This is a genomic window from Cohnella sp. CFH 77786 (assembly GCF_019400745.1).
In the GTDB taxonomy this organism is placed as follows: domain Bacteria; phylum Bacillota; class Bacilli; order Paenibacillales; family Paenibacillaceae; genus Cohnella.
On record NZ_WJIB01000007.1, the window covers coordinates 25,368 to 44,159 of the forward strand.

Here is an 18,792-nt window from a genome sequence, read left to right on the forward strand (position 1 = left end):
CGGAACGATCTGTTTCCCACGCAATCCAACCCGCAACCGACCGTAGAAGCATCCCCTTCATGCCCAGGGGACGCTTCTGCTTTCCCGATCCGCGGAGGAGACGGACGCCGTCTCCAGCTGTTCCCGTTTGCGCACGTACAAGCACACGGTTTGGATATACGTGGCGTGAGACCACGTGAGCGGAGCGACCGAAAGCGGCGAGCCGTCCAGCGGGTGCAGCTGCTCCGGCAAATTGCCGCCGGGCAGCGCGCAGCCCGCGACCCGCTCGAGCGTCCGCTTCGGCTCCTCCAAATCGGCGAAGCTCCGCGCCGTTTCGATTCTGTACTTGGCCACCCACAGCGTGCAGATGATCCATGGGTTGCCCGGCGCCACCGCCGCGTCATCGCACACCCGGAAATAGTAATCCTCCGAGTACCGCGCAATGCCGCCGATTTCCGTGTTGACCGCCAGTCCCGACGCGATCGCTTCCATCGTGGATGCGACGCGCGGGTCCTCCGCGGGGAGCACGCCGAACTCGAACAGACCGAACAGGCTGCTTTCGAGCGTCATGTCCTTCGTCCAGCGGCCGTCTTGCCAGATCAATCCCCTGGCGAACCTACCCGCTTCTTGGTCCCACAAATGCCGGAGGATCCCGTTCTTGATCCGGTCGGCCGCCGCGCGGTAATGATCGCTGCGGTCGTAGTCGCCGAACAGGTCGGAGAAATACGCCGCCCCCATCAGCCCCCCGTAGACCGAAGCGGCGGTATAGGTCCAGATTCCGTATCGCTCCTCCCACAAATCGTAGCTGGGACGGGGAAGTCCGAGCGACGGCTCCATGTACTCGCATAAGAATTCGGACGCCTTGCGGACGAATTTGCCATACAGCGCCTGAGGCAGCTCGATCTCTCCGTGCCGGGCGTAATCCTGCCATAAAGCGTAAAGCACGAGCGCCGTTTCGTCCTCCTGAATCGGCAGCCTGGGTACGCCTTGCACGACGTAAGGATGCCAACTGGAGCCGACCGTTCCGTCCGGGTTGTATTTGTGATACAAGTAGCCTTCCGGCGACAAAACCCGCGCGCAGAAATGGAAGAACGGCGCGATCGTCCCGTGGTAGCCGGCAAGCGACATCGCGTCCGCGATCAAAGCCCCGTCACGCGGCCACATGTAGCTGTAATGGTCCCGGTTGTACTGCAGGATGTCGGAATCGTTGGCCGCTAGGATTGCCCCCCGGTCGTCGATTTGCGTCCGGACGATAAGCAGGCTGTGCTTGAACTGCCGGATGACCGGAGCAGGCAGATCGCCGAACTTGTTGCCGACGCGCGACAGCCAGTGGTTCCAGTAGATCACGATCCGGCTAAGCAGCTTCTCGGGATGGCTCTCCAGCACGTATTGGTCCAGCTTCTTCACTTCCTCCAGATCCGAGCCGACAGAAAACCAATAATAGACGGTGCTCTCCCCGCCGGGTTCGAGCCGAGTTCGAAAGCCGATCGTGCTGTCGACGGAGCCTTGGGCGATCGCGTTGCCGGCCAGCTCTCCGTCCTCCGCGTCGCGCCACGTCCCTTCGGCGGATCCGAAGCGTTTGATCCCGGTCGAGAACTGATGGATGCCCCCCGTGTCGGATCTTCCGTTAAACATGAAATACGAGGAACGCTTGTAATGGAACACGGTCCGGTTCCCCGGGTAGAAAGCCGCCGTGTCGCCCACCTCGTTCCCGTCGATCATCAGGTCCTGGTGGAAGAAGATCCGTACCTCCTTGGGCGTGTGGCCCAGATTGCGCACCACCACTCGCTTCAAATAGATGCAATCGCGCTGATGGATGCCGTCGTTCACGTGCAGCTCGATGCCGAGCCGTTCGTTCCTTGCCGTCACGTTCGTGACAAGGGAATCTTCGACATATCCGAGCTCCGTCTGCCAATCGGGGTCGTCCAACCACGCGAATTGCCCGTCGCACCAAACGCCGAACCGGCACATTTGGCCCCCCACGTGATTCAATTGTCCGACATACGGAAAATAGAGGTCGCGGATGAATCCGTGCCGGTCCAAGTTGATCAGCATTTTGCCGTTCCCAATCACCAAATGTCTCGCCATGCCGGCCCCTCACTCCTTCCCTTAACACCTCTTACGCATTTGCCAAACGGGCAACCCGGAATCAAGCTGACCTTAGCCCCGCCCTATCCCGCCTGCGCCTGATCCGCGAGCTGGCGGTACAACCGCTCGTATTCGCGCGCGGAAGCGTCCCAACCATAGTTCCTCTTCGCTCCGTTCGCAAGAATTTGTGCCCATGCCTCTTCGTCCCCGTAAAACGACAGCGCCCGCCTGAGCGTATACAGCATGTCGTGGGCCGTTGCCGGCCCGAAGCTGAAACCGTTCCCCGTACCGGTATATTCGTTGTACGATTCGACCGTGTCGCGCAAGCCCCCGGTTTCGCGCACGACGGGCACCGAACGGTATCGGAGGGCGATCAGCTGGCTTAATCCGCAAGGCTCGAACCGGGAAGGCATGAGATAAAGATCGGAACCCGCGTAAATCCGCCGGGCCAACCCTTCGTTGAATCCGAACCAGACCGCAAGACGCCCGGGATACCGCCGGGCAGCTTCCCGCAGCATCGCCTCGATTCCCGGTTCCCCGGAACCGAGGATCGCAAGCTGCGCCCGTTCCTCCGCCATCAGCCCCGGAAGCGCCTCTCCGATCAGGTCGAAGCCTTTCTGCCCCGCCAGCCGGGAGACGATCCCGATGAGCGGCGCCTGCCCGTCCTCCGCCAGGCCGAGCTCGCGCTGCAGGGCTGTCTTGTTCCGCCTCTTCTTCTCCCGCGAGTCGCGGTAAGGCACGGCCAGATGGGGATCGCGCATCGGATCGTATTCCTGCGTGTCGATGCCGTTCACGATGCCGACGAGATCCCCCGCACGCCGCCGGAGCACGCCGTCCAGCTTCTCTCCGAACGCTTCGGTCTGAATTTCCATCGCATAGGTCGGACTGACCGTCGTAAGCTTGTCCGCATACAGAAGGCCGGCCTTCATGCAGCTGGCCGCGCCATAAAATTCGAGGCCGTCGGAAGTGAACAGATCGTCTCCGGCCGAGAGCAGATCCTGCAGCAATCCGCGGGAAAACACCCCCTGGTATTGCAGGTTGTGAATCGTGAACACGGTACGGATATCGCGGTAACCGGGCCGGTTCGCGTATCTCGTTCGCAGCAGCAGCGGGATGAGACCCGTCTGCCAATCATGGCAATGGAGAATGTCGGGCATTTCTCCCAGCAGCTCCAGCGACTCCAGCACGGCGAAGCTGAAGAAGGCGAACCGCTCCGCCTCCTCCTCGCCATAGCCGTACAGGTAACCCCGCTTGAAATAATATTCATTATCCAGCAGCAGAAAACGAATCCCGTTCTCGAAGCACTCGAACAGGCCGCAATATTGGCGCCGCCAGCCGACGTTGACGAACGTGTATCCCAAATAAACCGCCCGATCCGAGAGCTCCCGGGGAATTTCCCCGTATTTCGGAAGCATGACGGTGACGTCGATACCCCGTTTCGCCAAACTTTTGGGAAGGGCGCCGACGACATCCGCCAGCCCCCCGGTTTTCGCGAACGGCATCGCCTCCGATGCCGCGAACAGAACCTTCACCACGCCACCCCCGTCTTAGATGACTTTTCTCTTGACCGCCAGGAACGGCAGGTCCGAAGCGCCACGCAGCTGCTGAAGCGGACGTATCTCTACTTCCTTGTCCAAAATGCAGTTCTCGAGGGAACCGTTCTCGCCCACGACGCCGTTCTGCATGACGATGCTGTTGCGCACGACGGCTCCCTTCCCGACCTTGACTCCCCGGAATAAAATGCTGCCCTCGACCGTCCCTTCGATGTCGCAGCCGTTGGCGATAAGGGAATGCGTAACGTCGGCGCTGCTGCGGTAACGGGTCGGCGGTTCGTCTTTGACCTTGGTGTACACCGGTCCGTTCCGGAAAAAGAGCTCGTGCCAGATGTCGGGCTTGAGCAGCTCCATGCTATGCCGGTAATATGCCGGGATGTTGTTGACGATCCCGAGCCAGCCTTCATGCAAGTACGCGCCCACGTTCAGCCGGTCCAAATTCGACATGACGGCGTGCCGCACGAAATGGTCCTGGCCCCGCGCCAGCGACGACTCCACCAAATCGAGCAGCAGCTCCTTGGAGAGGACGTACATTTCCATCGACACGATGTCGCTGGCCAACCTGCCGTAATGGTCCTGCATCTCCGTAATCCGGCCCGCGTCGTTCACCTTCGCTTTGCGGGCCAATCCCGTGACGCCTTCCAAGCCGCGATGGCAGACGACGGTGATATCGGATCCCCGCTGCCGGTGGTCTTCCAATACTTTGGCGAAGTCGACGTTGCTCACCATGTGACTCCGCGCGACGACCACGTATTCGAACGGGCTGCTGCGGGCAAAGTAGTCCCGGTGACGGTAGAAATGATACAAATCTCCTTTGCCGAAATCCGTTTGGTCCTCCATGGACGGCGGCAATACGAACAGGCCGTTCCCTTTGCGGTGCAAGTCCCAATGCTTGCCCGAGCCGATATGGTCCATCAGGGACCTGAATTTCGTGTGGGCGAAGACGGCGACCTTGGGAATACCGGAATTGACCATGGACGAGAGGGTGAAGTCGATGAGACGATAGCGGCCGCCGAACGGCACGGTCGCCAGGCAGCGATTCGCCGTCAAACCGCCCATTTCGTCCGCCTCATGGATCAGGTTGATTACGCCCAGCATCGGAAGATTCATACCGGTTCCACCTCCTGCAGCTTGGTTTCGTCCCTCAGGTTTTCCCCGCTGCCGACGACCGCGATCTCGACCGAATCGACGCTGCCGACTTTGCAGCCATCCCCGACGACCGCGTTCTCCCCGACGATGGCCCGGATGACGCGGGCTCCCGCGCCGATCGTCGCGCCGGGCATGACGACCGAATCTTCCACCAGGCTGCCTTCTCCGACGGTAACGCCGTGGAAGAGCACCGAGCGGTTCACATGGCCAGCCACCAGACAGCCTTCGTTGATAAGCGAGCTGCAGACCTTGGCATGGGGAGCGACATACTGGGCCGGCCGGTTCGGATTGACGGAGAAGATGCGCCAAGACCGGTCGTCGAGCTGCAAATCCGGCTCATCCGCCAGCAGGTCCATGTTGGCCTCCCACAAGCTCTCGACGGTGCCGACATCCTTCCAATACCCCCCGAAACGGTACGTAAACAATCGGGCTTGTTCCCGAAGCATCGTCGGAATGATGTCCTTGCCGAAATCGTTCGATGAAGTTTTCTCCGCCTCGTCCTTGATCAAAGCTTCCCGAAGCACCGGCCAAGTAAAAATATAGACGCCCATCGAAGCCAGATTGCTTGCCGGTTTCTTCGGCTTCTCCGCGAACTCGGTGATTCTGCCGTCCCCGTCGACGCTCAGGATCCCGAACCGGCTGGCGTCCGCCCACGGCACCGTAATTACGGCGATCGTGGCGTCGGCCCGGTTCCGTTTGTGCGCTTCCAGCATCAAGCCGTAATCCATTTTGTAAATGTGGTCGCCGGAAATGATCAAGACGTACTCCGGGTCGTACCTTTCGATGAATCCGATATTCTGGTAAATGGCGTTGGCTGTCCCTTTGTACCACGTGCCGCCCTTGGAACGGACGAACGGCGGAAGCACGTGCATGCCCCCGTCCCTTCGATCCAGCCCCCAGGAACTTCCGATCCCGAGATATTGATTGAGGACGAGCGGCTGATACTGCGTAAGCACGCCGACCGTCTCGATGCCGGAATGCACGCAGTTGCTCAAAGTGAAATCGATAATGCGGTACTTCCCCCCGAAATGAACGGCCGGTTTGGCCAAATCCTTGGTCAGGACGCCCAGCCGGCGTCCCTCCCCGCCCGCGAGCAGCATGGCGATGCATTCGTTGCGCCGCATACTCTGTCACTCCTCTCCCATGATAGATGCTGTCGGTATAGCAGGGCTCGCATGAGACCAATCGATCGGCGACCAGAAGAGAATCGCCAATTGGGGCAAGGGAATATCGATGCTGCATGCTTGGCCGTGCATCGGCCGGCCAACCGCGTGGACTTCGGATGGAACGGATAACCCGGTGCCCCCGAAATCCGCTTCGTCGCTGTTCAGCAGAAGCCGGTAACGGCCCGGATACGGCACACCGACGCGGAAATCGCCATAAGCGTTGCGGGAGAAATTGCATACCGCGACGACGGGCGGATCGCTCCCCATTCCTCTGCGGAGGAAGATCAGCACGGATTGCGCCGCATTGTGGACGTCGATCCAGGCGAACCCCTCCGGCGAGTGGTCCAAGCGCCACAGCGCAGGTTGGCCGGCGTAGAGTTGGTTAAGCTGGCGGACAAAGCGGTGCATGCTGTCATGCAGCGGATAGGCGAGGAGCATCCAATCCAGTCCGGCGTCATCCTTCCACTCGTCGAACTGACCGAACTCGCCTCCCATGAACAGCAGCTTCTTGCCGGGATGCGCCATCCAGTATCCGTACATCAGGCGAAGGTTGGCGAATTTCTCCGGGTAGGATCCGGGCATTTTGTGGAGCAGAGAGCGTTTGCCGTGCACGACTTCATCGTGCGAGAAAGGCAGGACGTAATTTTCGGAATAGGCGTACCATAAAGAGAAAGTCAAGAGCGAGTGGCGGGCGGGTCTAAGGTGAGGGTCGGTTTCCATGTAGCGGAGCAGATCGTTCATCCAGCCCATGTTCCATTTGTAGTTGAATCCGAGGCCTCCAAGGTAAGTGGGCGAGGTGACGGCGGGATAGGAGGAAGAATCTTCGGCGATCATGAGGCTCTCGGGATAATGGCGGAAGACGGTTTCGTTCAAGACGCGGAGAAAACGAAGAGCTTCAAGGTGTTCCGTCGTTCCATGCTTGTTCAGCGTCTTCATGCCGTCCGGCTTGTCGAAATGGAGATCGATCATGCTGGCGACCGCATCCACGCGGATTCCGTCGATATGGTACGCATCCAGCCAGAACAGTGCGTTCGAAACGAGGAAACTGATCACTTCCGGCTTGCCGAAATCGAAGGCGAGCGTCCCCCACAGCGGCTTCTCCGCGCGGCGGGGATCGAAGTCCTCGTAGAGGGCGGTGCCGTCGAAGAGGCGGAGGCCGTGATCGTCCTTGCAGAAGTGGCCTGGAACCCAATCCAGGATGACGCCGATGCCGCGCTGGTGGCAACGGTCTATCAGCTTCATGAGACCTTCCGGCGGGCCGTACCGGCTCGTCGCGGCAAAATAGCCGGTCGTTTGGTATCCCCAGGATCGGTCCAAGGGGTGTTCCGTCAAAGGCAGGACCTCGATATGGGTATAGCCCATGGAGGCAACGTAATCCGTCAACTCTTCCGCCAACTGATCGTAAGTGCGGAAGCATTCCGGCGCGTCCATCCTCCAGGAAGAGAGGTGCACTTCGTAAATCAGCATCGGGTTCCCGTACGGCGGACTCCGGCGTTTGCGCTCCATCCAGTCCGCGTCATGCCAGACATACCGGTCCAATCGGGCAACGACGGAAGCCGTATTCGGCCTGAGTTCGCTGCGGAAGGCGAACGGGTCGGCTTTGAGCCTCCGTTCCCCGCGGCTATCGGTCAGCTCGTATTTATACCGCTCTCCCTCGCCGATGCCGGGCACGAACAACACCCAGACGCCGGTCGTTCCGGCCAATTCCATCCGATGGCCCGAGCCGTCCCAGCCGTTGAAATCGCCGACGACCGATACGGATCGCGCATTCGGCGCCCATACGGCGAACCGTACCCCTTCCCGGCCATCCGATTTCGCGAGGTGCGCTCCAAGGGTCAGGTAAGCGCGGTACAGCTGCCCCGTGTTGAACAAATAGAGATCTTCTTGGGAAATGTTGGTAGGCGGGGCTAGCACGGTAAGTCACCTCCCGTCGATCGGAATCGAATATCAGCAACCCAGATGCGTCTTCACCCTCAAATGCGTAAATATTTTGTCATTTTTTCTGACAGATAACATTAATCTTACATTCATTATAGCGAATTCGATGGTAAAATACATCCACAAATCTAGGATATTGGAGAAGTTAGCCAAATCATTCTTCTTTTCCGGATAAGCCTGCGTACGCAAGTAATAACGACTTCGTCGTCCTGTAAGGACATAGAATGTCGTTTTTATCGTAGATCATTCAGAAATGAATAGGCGTGAAACTTATCAATTCCGAATGATCGAAAAAAACCGCCGTCTGATTTGCGGCGGTTTTCCGGCGATTCTGCAGTCTCGGGTTGACCCGGCTCAGAACGGAGGCAGGTTGTCCAAATTGTTGTCCTCGCGTCCGTCCGGATCGGAGCGCAAGTGCTCGTCCCCGTCCCGTCCGCGGAACACGTTCACGTTCGCGATCTGGTTGTTCTTGGCCATTAGCTGGGCGGTTTTGTAGTCGACCACTTGGCCCGACGACAGCTTCAGCTCCACAATGTCCCCGTCTCCGTTCTTGCGCACCGCCACCACTTCGTCAGGCGGGTTTTGGTTTTCCATGGCAAGCACCTCCCGCTTATAGGATGCAAGAGGGAACCGAAATTTATCCTCGATCCGCTTTTGGAATTTTTCCTAAAAAAATTTGTGAAAACCGATACCGGAAGCTCGAAAATATGTTATACTGAAAGCGCTACCAAAGCAACATATTTCCGGAGGGGGATACGATGGACATGAGCGGGGCAACGCGGGACAAGAACGTTTACGAAGATTTCGAACCGAGAACGGACACGCTTTTTTTCAAGGTCGATTCTTCCCACGGTCTGGTCAGCTTTCACGGCCGAAACTACAATATCAAAAAGAGACTTTCCGCCGATGAGAGAAACCGCCTGATGTCGGATGCCGCCTTTTTCCGACTGGATTCGAACTGCTACGTTAACGCGGGCAAGATCAGCCGCATGGAAGACGATGCGATCTGCTTCGGGGATACGAACAAGCGGATTCCCTGCTCCAAACGGAAGCAGCAGATGATCCTGAACCTGCTGTCTTCCTCTGCCAGAATTTCGGGGTCTTAACGGAAAAATCGCGATTCCTCCCAACCTAGAGGCGGGAAGAATCGCGATTTTTCGTTAAACGGCGCCCGGGTCTTCGCCCGTCCCCGTCCGGAGCCATTCGGCCAATTGCAGCCGGCCTCGCCGGAGGAACGTTTTGACCGTATTCTCGGGGCAGCCGAGCTGCCTTGCGATCTCCCGGCAACTGGAATGGCCGTAGACGCGCAGGCAGAAGGCGCTCCGAACCGGCGGCCGGAGCCGCATCAAGAGCCCGTGCACGGTTCGTTCGTACTCCCGGTCGAGGATCGTCTGCTCCGGCTCGCGGGCATAGACAGCCGCAGGTTCTCCAAGCAGACGGGCATTCCGCCGCTTGCGTCGCCACTCGTCCACGAACAACCGGTAACCGGTCCGGGACAACCACGCTTTCGAATGCTCCGGAATTTCGCTCTGCTGGCACAGTCGGAGGAAAATTTCCTGCACCAGGTCGTCCGCCTCTTCCCGGTTTCGGGTTAAGGCGAGCATGTACCGGCGCAGCTCAGGGGCGTGCATCGCGTATAACCCGTCAATCTCCTCCGCCGCCCGCCGCATGGGCCCGTTCACCTCCCGCCTTCGGACCGCGCTCCGCAGGTTCGCCGGGCGGCCCGATGGTCACCCGCCCGCCTTCGAACGCGAGAACCGCCTTGTCGCTCACGTTCATCGCTTCCAGGAACGTTTTCGGAATTTGCAGCCGGCCGAGCCGGTCGATCACGACGAACTCCGTATGCCGCGACCCGAAACGCGGCTCCGTGCCCCCCTCTTCCGAAGCGGATAACCGTTCCGATTCGGATCCGGAACCTTGAACGGCCGCCGAATCTCCTTCCCGCCTCAACCATTCGGAGCTCGTCAAGCCGTCGCGGATCGCCACGACGCGGTCGACTTTGTCCGCGACGGACATATCGTGGGTGACGATGACGATCGTCACGCCCATGTCCCGGTTCAGCGCGCGGAAAATGTCCAGAACCCGCTCCCCGGTCGCGCTGTCGACCGAACCCGTCGGCTCGTCGGCGAGCAGCAGCCGCGGCCGGTTGGCCAGCGCGATCGCAATCGCCACCCGCTGCTGTTCGCCCCCGCTGAGCTGCGTGAGCCGGTTGCCCATCCGGCGCTCGAGTCCGACGGCCGCCAGCAGCTGTCGCGCGTATGTCCGGTCCGCCTTGCCGCGGATGAGCATCGGCAGCTCGACGTTTTGCAGAGCCGTCAAGTACGGAACGAGATTGCGGGCATTGTTTTGCCAAATAAACCCTACCGTGCTTCGTTTGTACTCGATCAGCTGTTCGGGCGACATCTTCAGCAGGTCCCAGGACCCGACGACCGCAACGCCGGCGGAAGGCCGGTCGAGCCCGCCCAAAATGTTGAGCAGGGTCGACTTGCCGCTGCCGCTGTTGCCGATAATCGCCATCATTTCGCCTTCCGCCACCGTCAGGTTCAACCCCTGCAGCGCGACGACCTCGATCTCGTCCGTTTTGAAAATTTTGACCAAACCTTCGCAGCGGATCATCTCTCTCCTCCCTTCCGTTCGACGCGCGCGTCACCGTTCTTCGCCCAGCTTCACCGCCTGCGAAACGCGTAAACGACGCAGCTGCAGGATCAGCAGGCAAGCCCCCGCCCCAAGCATGATTCCCGTGGCGGCATACAACTTCAGCGTATCCTCCGCTTCGAAGACGACGCGGAACGGCGGCACCTGACGCGCTCCGTCGCCCGCCGCCTCCTGCAGGAAGGGCAGGAACAGCCGGCTGGCCAGGCTGCCGAGCCCGATGCCGACCGCCACCGACAAGCCGGTCGTGAACAGCTGCTCGAACAGCAGCATGCCGGTCAATTGCCCGCGCGTGAGTCCGGTCGCGCGCAGGATGCCGAGTTGGACGACCCGGCGGGACAAGGCGAATAACCAGAAGATCAAGTAACCCAGAAACGATACGAGCAGCGTGATGAGAAATCCGAGGCTCAGGATGCCGTACACGCCTCCTTGAGCCGGATGGTTGCGCCGCGCGATCAGCTCGCCCCTCGCATCGTCCGCCTTCGTTACGGCGATCCCGCGATCCGCCAGCGTCTCGAGCACGGGAGCCAGCTTCGCCCCGTCTTCGAGATCGAGCCAAACCTCGTACGGGATTTTCTCGATTTGCCGATACAGATACTCCAGATTCGCCACGATGAACGGCGATTCGTCCGGATACAGACTGGGCCAATACGGCACGATGCCGACGACGGCGAGATCGACCGCTTCTTCGTTGCCGTATCCGACGGAAACGCGCAGCAGATCGCCTTCCTTCAAGCCGTACCGCTTGGCGAAACCGTCGGATACGAGCGCCGCCTGCTCGGCCGAGCCGAGCGCGTCGAGGTACAGGTACGGCGGATACGGGTACAAGTCGTCCCGGAACCAGGCCGCGCGGTAGAAATCGGCGTTGTCGATGCCGACGACGAGCGCGGTGCCGGCGGACTTCCCGCCGATCTCGACTTTGGCGCCGCCGGCTTTCATGACGCGCGTTGCGCTCGCGACACCCGGCAGGTTCCGGTACGCGCCGAACGGGGGCTCCGTATAGTAGAGCTTGTTCGCATCGTTCTCATCTTGAACGCTTTCCCAGGCCGTTTGCAGCACGGCATCGCTTCCGTACTGGTAGTTCACGCGATCCGAAGCGTTCCGGTCGATCGTCCTCGCCGCCGATGCGTCGTAAACGCCGAGTCCGATCGTGAGGATGAGCAGAATCATGATCGGATAGAAAACGGCAGCGGAGCGCGAAAGCTGGGTCAGCGTGAGATACAGGGCGACCGGCATTCGCCTTCCCGCCAGGGCGTTCCAAATCCGAAGCAATAGCGGAAACAGCCGAAGACAGACGAGGCCGGAAGCGAAGATGAGCAAAGCCGGAATGACGAAAATCGCAGGCTGAATCGTATCCGCCCCGGCGGCTCCGCCGGTGTCCGCGGCCGCGAGGCGACCGGTGCGAAGCAAATACCAGCCGGCAGCCGACGCCGCCAGCAAGGCGACGTCCAAATAGAACCTTTGCCAAATCGGCGGTTGGTCTGCGCGCGCCCGGCTTTGGGCATGCTGCACGACGGACGTTCCCGCATACGCGCGGATCGGCGCTATCGTTGCCGCGACGGCCAGCAGAGCGGCCACCCCTCCGAACAGCCAGGCGGCGGGCGTGAAGCCGACCGGTATCGACTTGCGGCCGACGAAAGCCAGGAAACCGCCGGAAGACCCGATCGCCTTGGCCAGATACCAGGCCAGAGCCGGTCCGGCCAGCAAAGCCGCGGCGCCGAGCATGGCCGCTTCGATCGCGTACAGCGCCGAGATTTGCCGCGGGCTTGCGCCGCGGCTTTGCAGCACGGCGATTTCGCCTCGCTGCCGGATGAGCGATTGCCTGGCGCACAGCGTGATAAAGTACAGCACCATCGCCAGCACCGGCGCGGCCAGCGCGAACAGCATGGCTTGCAGCATGAGGCTCGTTTGCCGGAATTCCTGCAGCATTCCGAGGAACGAGAGATTCACCTTCGTGTCCTCCAACATGCCGTTCAAGGTGATTTCGAGCCGCTGCAATTGGTCGATGAGCGGCGATAAGTCGCGGATCCGAATGTCCTGGAGATCGAAAGCGTAATACCAGCCCGCCGAACCAAGGACAAGCTTGGAAGTGCCGAGCAGCGTGTCCGTCATCGTTGAGGCGCTGACGAGCAGCGTTTCGGCCAGCTTCTCCTTTCCGTCGATGGCCAGCCGCAAATCGGTTTCGTCCTTGAGCTTGTAGACGCCGACGATCCGAACGGCCAACCGTTTCGTCTTGCCGCCGCGATCCTTCGCTATATAGGTGAAGGTGTCGCCGATTTTCCAGCCGTACCGGTTCATCGTCTCGCCGAGCGCCGCCGCCTCCACGAAACCGTCCCGCACGCCGTCGCGCGGCATCTTCCCTTCCGTCAGCTCAGCGAGGTCGGAAATCCCGCTTTGCCAAGCCAGCTCCATTCGCACCAGCCGGCCGGAAGCGCCTTGGCGGGCATCGGCGGATCGAACGGCCGACATCGGCAAGCCGAAGCGGGCCGAGTACGCGAGCGCCGGAAAGCCGATCTTTCCCGGAAGCGCGCCTTCGATCCACGCATTCGCGTCCTCGAGAGCCTGCGCATCGCCATCCTCCATGTCCGAAGGCTGGTATTTCAGGTATAAGGAAGCCGGAGGCAGCCCTTTCGTTTTCTCCTGCAGGGTGCCGGCCACCAGCCGCTTCAGCGTCCCGTCCGCGTACATCGGGATGCTCATCGCGAACGCCGCGGCAACCGTCAATCCGAGCAGCGTCCCGAGCGTGAAGCCGCGGTTTTGCCACATTTTCAGGAGCAGGTACGCGAGGATCCGCATTATTTCCCCACGACCTTCTGGCCCTCTTGCAGCCCGCTGATGATTTCGACCTCGGTCGACGTTTGCGCTCCGATTTCCACGTCGACTTCGCCTTGGGCCCCGTCCTTGCCTGCTACGAGCACGTAATTGCGGCTATTTTGCTTCCGCAGCGCAGACAGAGGGATGGTCAGCACGTTCTCGCGGCGTTCCACGATGACGGAAGCGGAGAGCGGCGTCCCGTATCCGGATTTCTCGGGCCGCTTCTGCAAGTCGATCAAGACGCTGGAGTCCAGCGGCTGCCCGTCTTCGCCGCCGTTCCCCGAATCAACCGGCAGCCTTCTGACCTTGCCGGCGTAATCTCCGGCCGCGTTCACGCTGACGATCGCGTCCATGCCCGGAGCGATGTCCTCCAAGTCGTCGGAAGAAAACTCCACCGCGACGACGAGCGATTTCATGTCCGCGATCTGGCCGATTTTCTCGTAAGCCTTGGCCAAATCGCCTTTCTCCGCGGTGAAGCTGACTACCGTGCCGTCATAAGGAGCCGTCAGCTTCGCCTCCCCCAACTCTTCCCGTAAATCCGCGAGCTCCTCCTTGAGCAGCTCGTAATCCAGCTGCCGCTTGCGCAGCGCGGAATCCTCGTCTCCGCCCGATTGCCGCATCGCGTCGCGGAGATCGAGCTCGGCCTTCGCCAGCTCGATTTCCTTCCGGCGGATGTCGCGCGCCGTGTCGCCCGTGTCGAGCTCTGCCAGCACCTGGCCTTTCTTCACGCGCTCTCCCGACTTCACGTACACTTCGGCGATCCGCCGGTTGTCTTGCGAGAAAAACAGATTTTCCTCCCGCTCCGACAACAGCTTCCCCGAACCGCTCGCCTTGATCTCGAGCGTTCCGCGCTTCACGGGATACTCGGGCTTCTGCGAGATTTTCGGCGTCCGGATTTGCGGCAGCTGCTCCTGCTCTTGCTCCTGCGGCAGCAAGGAGCAGCCCGCGGCCAGCGACAAACACGCAGCCGTCAGCGCGAGCCGGGCCGCAAGCGCCAAGCCGGGCGCCTTATCCTTCCGCGATCCGGCCGTCGACCATTTGATAAACAACATCCGCCGCCTCCCATAGCGTGGAATCGTGCGTCGTCATGCAAATCGCGATTCCTTCCGTTTCGACGATCCTGCGGAACGCCTCGATCATGCGCGCGGCCATCTGGGAATCCAGCTCCGCGGTCGGTTCGTCCGCGAGCAGCAGATGGGGCCGGTGGGCGATCGCCTTGGCGATCGCCACCCGCTGCTGTTCCCCCCCGGACATTTCGGAAGGGCGGTGCAGCGCCCGCTTCGACAGGTTCACCAGGTCGAGACAGTGCGCGACCCTCTCCCTCCACTCCGAGCGGGGAACGCCGGCCATCCGCAGCGACAGCTCGACGTTCTCCCATGCCGTCAGCAGAGGGAGAAGCGCGAACGTTTGGAAAATAAACCCGATTTCGCGCCTCCTCACCAACGTCAGCTGCTTGTCGTTCCACTCCCGGTACGGGCGGCCCCGAAACCAAACGTCCCCTTCGGTCGGCCGGTCCAGCCCACCCAGCACGTTCAGCAGCGTCGTTTTGCCCGATCCGGACCGCCCCTTCAGCATCGTCAACCGGCCGGCCTCCAGCCGCAAGTCGATGCCGTCCAGCACCGTGACGTCCCGTCCGCCTGCCGCGAACGTTTTGCGAACCCCACGCACGTCCAAAAGCGCATGCGTTTGCCCCAAACCCTCTTCCATTACGGCTGATCCGTCTCCAGTCCGGCCTTCGTGAGCAAGTCCTGCCCCTGGCTCTGGATCGCCTGAAGGGCCGCTTCCAGCATTTCCGTGCCGTCCACCGTTTTCTTGACATGCTCCGAAACCAGCGAGGCGAACGACGCCACGAACTCGGACGGCAGCGATTGCAGCAGCGTCTGCGAATTGGCTCCGAGCGCGTAGAATGCAGCCGTGTTTTTCCCTTCCGCTTCTTTCTTGTACGCCGTTCTGGATGACAGCGACCCCATCGACTTCGAGCCCGCTTTGGCCAACTGCTCTCCGTTCGTGTATTTGAGCAGCTCCCATGCGGCAGCCAGGTTCGGGGACGACGCGTTAATCGCCAATACTCCGTCCACGCTGTACCCGCCGGCTACGTCGGGCTGGGACGGATCGACCGGTAAGGTGACCATGTCCCAATTGAACGCTTGCATCGGAGCGGGGTCTTTCCCCGGACCGCCTCCGCCTGCCGGAGCTTTGGCGGTGACGCGAATGCCCCCGCCCGCCGTTTCGCCGAGCATGCCCATCACCATCGGTCCGTCGATCGTCATCGCCGCTTGACCGGCCATGAATCTCATGGCGTTCGGGCCCATCATGAACACCTTGCCTCCGCCGGCTCCCCGGATGCTCATCCGCGGACCGCCTCCGGATCCTCCGTCTTCGCCGCTTCCAGGCATGAAGATGCTGCCGGATTTATAGCCGTCGATCACCTGCTGGAATACCGCCTTCCATTCCGGCGTATCGATCGACACCTTGCCCGAATCGGTATCCGCGTATTGCAGCCCCTTCGCTTCGCCGATCATGCGGATGAGCTCGAACGCGTTGTCGATCTGAGAGGAAGGGAATAATCCGGAAATCGAATCCTCGTCGTCCTTCTTCACCGGGAACCGCGCCGCGAGCTCAAGCACCTCGTCCCAGCTCATGCCGTCCGTCGGGTAAGGAACGCCGTATTTGTCAAACAGGTCTTTGTTGTAGTACAAAGCCTGGCTGTTGAACGTGGGGCTGAGCCCATACAGCTTGCCGCCGCCGCGGGCTTTCAGCAAATCGATCACCCCGGGCACGAAGGCGGACAGATCGTATTCGTCCTGTTTGACGGCGGCATCCAGATCGTAAAGCTTGCCACCTTGCGCCAGCTTCGCGTATTGCTCCTCCGTCAAATAAAGGACATCCGGCTGCTGCTCCTCGAGAAGCTTCTCCATGGCCGTCACGGGGTCGTCCGCATCGAACACCGCTTGAGTAGGGATCACTTCCAGCTGCATATTCGGAAACATGGCCTGAAACGCGTTCCCCACCTGCATGAGGAAAGCTTGCTCGTCAAAATAGGCGACCTTGAGCGTCCCCTCCTCGTCTTTGTCCAACTTGCCGAAGGCTTGCTCCTTCTTCCCGCCCGTCGGGGAGCACGCGGTCAGCAACGCCGCCAGCAGCATCACCGCCAGCGCCCCCGATTTCCATCTCCGTTTGATCATTCTTCTCCTCACCTTTCTTGGCTTGATCCAACCATGGCCCAGTATGCCGGGGATTTTTTAGAAATCGGTTAGAAAAGCTGAAAGGAAGCTGAAAAAACGGTTAAAGGAAGTTAAAAAGCGGGGCGTCTGCCAAAAAAAGCAACCGCCCCCTCGGACCCCACTAACGCGAATGGCTCGATATTTTCGAGTAACTCCCGCCCCGCCCCTCTATCACAGTCAAAAAAAATCCCTCCACCCCGAGATGGGGAAGAGGGACGCGTTCAAGGTTTATGCCGGTAACGTGATCCGCACCTGGGTTCCGACCGAGAGCTTGCTCTCCACCCGGATTTTGCCCCCATGGCGCTCGACGATCCACTTCGCGATGGCCAGGCCGAGTCCCGTACCGCCTTCCTGGCGCGTCCGGGCTTTATCGCTGCGGTAGAACCGGTCGAAAACGCGAGACAAATGCTCCGGCGCGATCCCGATGCCCGTGTCTTCGATCTCCAAAAACACGGAGTGGGGAAGCTTGCGGCAAGCGATACGGACGAGCCCGCCTTCCGGCGTGTACTTGATCGCGTTGTCGAGCACGATCGTGAGCAATTGATGCAGCCGCTCTTCATCCGCTTGGATCGGAACGGAGCTATCCGTCTCCGCCTGGAGGATGATATCCTTCATTTCGGCCAACGCCTGCAGCTTGTTCACGCAGTCCTGGATCACGCGGTCCATGAGCACGGTTTTGATGTCCAGCTCCATGACCCCCGCATCCGATCTCGCGAGCGTGAGAAGCCCGCCGACCAGCTTGCTCATCCGTCGCGCTTCCTGCAGCACCGTGGAGACGTGCTTGCTGTCCTGCTCGATCGTGTGATCGGGATGGCGAAGCAGCAATTCGGCATGCGCCTGAATGACCGATAACGGAGTCCTTAGCTCGTGTGACGCGTCCGAGACGAACTGTTGTTGTCTCTCCATCGAGATCCGGATGGGCGTGAGGGCGCGGTTCGCCAAATAAAATCCCGCACCGACGGCGACGAGGAGCCCCGCGATGCCGCCGAACAGGAGGATGTTCTGCAAACGGTGCAACATGCCGATTTCGGCGGTCACGTTGGTCAGGATTTGCTGATAGGCGACGGCATAGGTCGTCCCGTTCACGCTGGCCACGAGCAGCGAATTCGTTGGCGCCATCCGAACGCGGAAGTACGCATCGCCCAAATTGACGGTTTCCGGCGTTTCGGCGAAACGGGTCGGCACCAACCGATCCAATTGCTCGTCGGTGAAACTTTCGATTCCCGGCATCGGAATCGGTTTCAGATTCTTCGTCCAATGCAGCTGGATGACCGGGCGCTCCGTCTGGCCTAAACGGAGCGTGACGAAGGGTTTGCGGGACAGATCCGAATCCGACTGCGCATCGGCAAAATTATCGCTCAAGGCAGGGGCGGGCTTCGTTTCCATGACCCCGCTTTGGATGCCGGTCATCGAACGGTCGACTTGCGCGAACAGCATCTCTTTCATGAGCCAGTAAACGGATAGATTCAACGAAATCAAAATCACGGACAGGACCGCCGCGTTGCGGATCGTGAGCTCGATTCGGGTTCGTTTGATCATGAGCTTCTCACCTTCATCATGTATCCGACTCCGCGGATCGTATGGATATGCCGGTCGCAGCCGAAGGGCGACAGCTTTTTGCGCAAATAGTGCACATAGACGTCCACGACGCCCGGTCCCGCATCCGAATCGATCCCCCATACCCGGTCCTGCAGCTGCTCCTTCGTGAGAATCTGCTCCCGATTCAGCAGCAAATATTCGAGCAAATCGAACTCTTTCAGCGTCAGCTTGAGAGGCTCTCCGTTGGCATAGCCCTCCATCGACTGCCGCTTGACGGCGAGCGGACCATAAGCGATTTCCCCATCCGAAGAGCCGCCGTACTGCCTGCGCAGGAGCACCCGGATCCGGGCGAGCAGCTCCGGCATGGCGAACGGTTTGACGAGGTAATCGTCGGCGCCGGAGTCGAGCCCCCTGACGCGGTCCTCCACGCCGTCGCGCGCCGTCAGAAGCAGGATCGGCGTACCCATCCCCTGAGCACGCAGCTCGGCAAGCACCTCCAGGCCGGACATGGCGGGCAGCATGATATCCAGGATGATCAAATCGTAAATCCCTTGCTGCGCCTTGTACAAGCCTTCCGCCCCGTCATCCGCCCAATCGGCGTGATAGGCTTCTTCTTTCAGTACCGTCACCACCGCGTCCAGCAGCGGCCGGTCGTCCTCGACCACCAAGATCCGCAATCGGGTTGCCCCT

The 18,792-nt window shown here is 60.5% G+C and carries 15 protein-coding genes; 1 reads left to right on the forward strand and 14 read right to left on the reverse strand.

All coding sequences use genetic code 11. The annotated features are described in order from the left end of the window. Positions 1 to 57 precede the first annotated feature (57 nt). The 6 genes from GE107_RS12275 to GE107_RS12300 form a co-directional block, all read right to left on the reverse strand. On the reverse strand, positions 58 to 2,067 hold the full coding sequence (locus GE107_RS12275; RefSeq protein ID WP_219640267.1) for a glycoside hydrolase family 15 protein: 2,010 nt from the start codon (positions 2,065 to 2,067) through the stop codon (positions 58 to 60). An 83-nt stretch (positions 2,068 to 2,150) separates the two neighbouring features. Further along, entirely contained in the window at positions 2,151 to 3,599 is a 1,449-nt protein-coding gene (glgA, locus tag GE107_RS12280; protein WP_219640268.1) for a glycogen synthase GlgA, read from the reverse strand. 15 nt (positions 3,600 to 3,614) lie between these two features. Next, a complete protein-coding gene (glgD, locus tag GE107_RS12285) occupies positions 3,615 to 4,730 on the reverse strand; it encodes a glucose-1-phosphate adenylyltransferase subunit GlgD (protein WP_219640269.1) in 1,116 nt (371 codons plus the stop codon). Then, entirely contained in the window at positions 4,727 to 5,893 is a 1,167-nt protein-coding gene (locus GE107_RS12290; RefSeq protein WP_219640270.1) for a glucose-1-phosphate adenylyltransferase, read from the reverse strand. The genes glgD and GE107_RS12290 overlap by 4 nt, the downstream gene beginning before the upstream one ends. Positions 5,894 to 5,899: 6 nt before the next feature. Further along, on the reverse strand, positions 5,900 to 7,849 hold the full coding sequence (glgB, locus tag GE107_RS12295; protein ID WP_219640271.1) for a 1,4-alpha-glucan branching protein GlgB: 1,950 nt from the start codon (positions 7,847 to 7,849) through the stop codon (positions 5,900 to 5,902). Positions 7,850 to 8,227: 378 nt separating this feature from the next. Then, a complete protein-coding gene (locus tag GE107_RS12300) occupies positions 8,228 to 8,467 on the reverse strand; it encodes a DUF3892 domain-containing protein (protein WP_219640272.1) in 240 nt (79 codons plus the stop codon). 170 nt (positions 8,468 to 8,637) lie between these two features. On the opposite strand from GE107_RS12300, the gene GE107_RS12305 reads away from it, so the two are divergent. Further along, on the forward strand, positions 8,638 to 8,979 hold the full coding sequence (locus tag GE107_RS12305) for a LytTR family transcriptional regulator DNA-binding domain-containing protein (protein WP_255570429.1): 342 nt from the start codon (positions 8,638 to 8,640) through the stop codon (positions 8,977 to 8,979). A gap of 54 nt (positions 8,980 to 9,033) precedes the next feature. On the opposite strand, the gene GE107_RS12310 is transcribed toward GE107_RS12305, so the two are convergent. The 8 genes from GE107_RS12310 to GE107_RS12345 all read right to left on the reverse strand — a co-directional run bounded on the left by GE107_RS12310 (position 9,034) and on the right by GE107_RS12345 (position 18,779). After that, positions 9,034 to 9,543, reverse strand: coding sequence for an RNA polymerase sigma factor (locus tag GE107_RS12310; RefSeq protein WP_219640274.1), 510 nt, complete (start codon positions 9,541 to 9,543; stop codon positions 9,034 to 9,036). After that, positions 9,518 to 10,489 carry an ABC transporter ATP-binding protein gene (locus GE107_RS12315; protein ID WP_219640275.1) on the reverse strand — a complete coding sequence of 324 codons (972 nt, stop codon included), beginning with the start codon at positions 10,487 to 10,489 and terminating at the stop codon, positions 9,518 to 9,520. Before GE107_RS12315 ends, GE107_RS12310 begins: the two co-directional genes overlap by 26 nt. Positions 10,490 to 10,519: 30 nt before the next feature. Further along, positions 10,520 to 13,321, reverse strand: a complete 2,802-nt coding sequence (locus GE107_RS12320; RefSeq protein ID WP_219640276.1) for an ABC transporter permease — start codon at positions 13,319 to 13,321, stop codon at positions 10,520 to 10,522. After that, the gene (locus GE107_RS12325; RefSeq protein ID WP_219640277.1) at positions 13,321 to 14,391 is read right to left on the reverse strand and encodes an efflux RND transporter periplasmic adaptor subunit; all 1,071 of its coding nucleotides are present in this window, start codon (positions 14,389 to 14,391) and stop codon (positions 13,321 to 13,323) included. The genes GE107_RS12320 and GE107_RS12325 overlap by 1 nt, the downstream gene beginning before the upstream one ends. Next, positions 14,348 to 15,046, reverse strand: a complete 699-nt coding sequence (locus GE107_RS12330) for an ABC transporter ATP-binding protein (protein ID WP_219640278.1) — start codon at positions 15,044 to 15,046, stop codon at positions 14,348 to 14,350. Before GE107_RS12330 ends, GE107_RS12325 begins: the two co-directional genes overlap by 44 nt. After that, positions 15,046 to 16,524, reverse strand: a complete 1,479-nt coding sequence (locus GE107_RS12335) for an extracellular solute-binding protein (RefSeq protein ID WP_219640279.1) — start codon at positions 16,522 to 16,524, stop codon at positions 15,046 to 15,048. The genes GE107_RS12330 and GE107_RS12335 overlap by 1 nt, the downstream gene beginning before the upstream one ends. Before the next feature lie 267 nt (positions 16,525 to 16,791). Continuing rightward, positions 16,792 to 18,102, reverse strand: a complete 1,311-nt coding sequence (locus GE107_RS12340) for a sensor histidine kinase (protein ID WP_219640280.1) — start codon at positions 18,100 to 18,102, stop codon at positions 16,792 to 16,794. Further along, positions 18,099 to 18,779 carry a response regulator transcription factor gene (locus GE107_RS12345; protein ID WP_219640281.1) on the reverse strand — a complete coding sequence of 227 codons (681 nt, stop codon included), beginning with the start codon at positions 18,777 to 18,779 and terminating at the stop codon, positions 18,099 to 18,101. Before GE107_RS12345 ends, GE107_RS12340 begins: the two co-directional genes overlap by 4 nt. Positions 18,780 to 18,792: the final 13 nt, after the last annotated feature.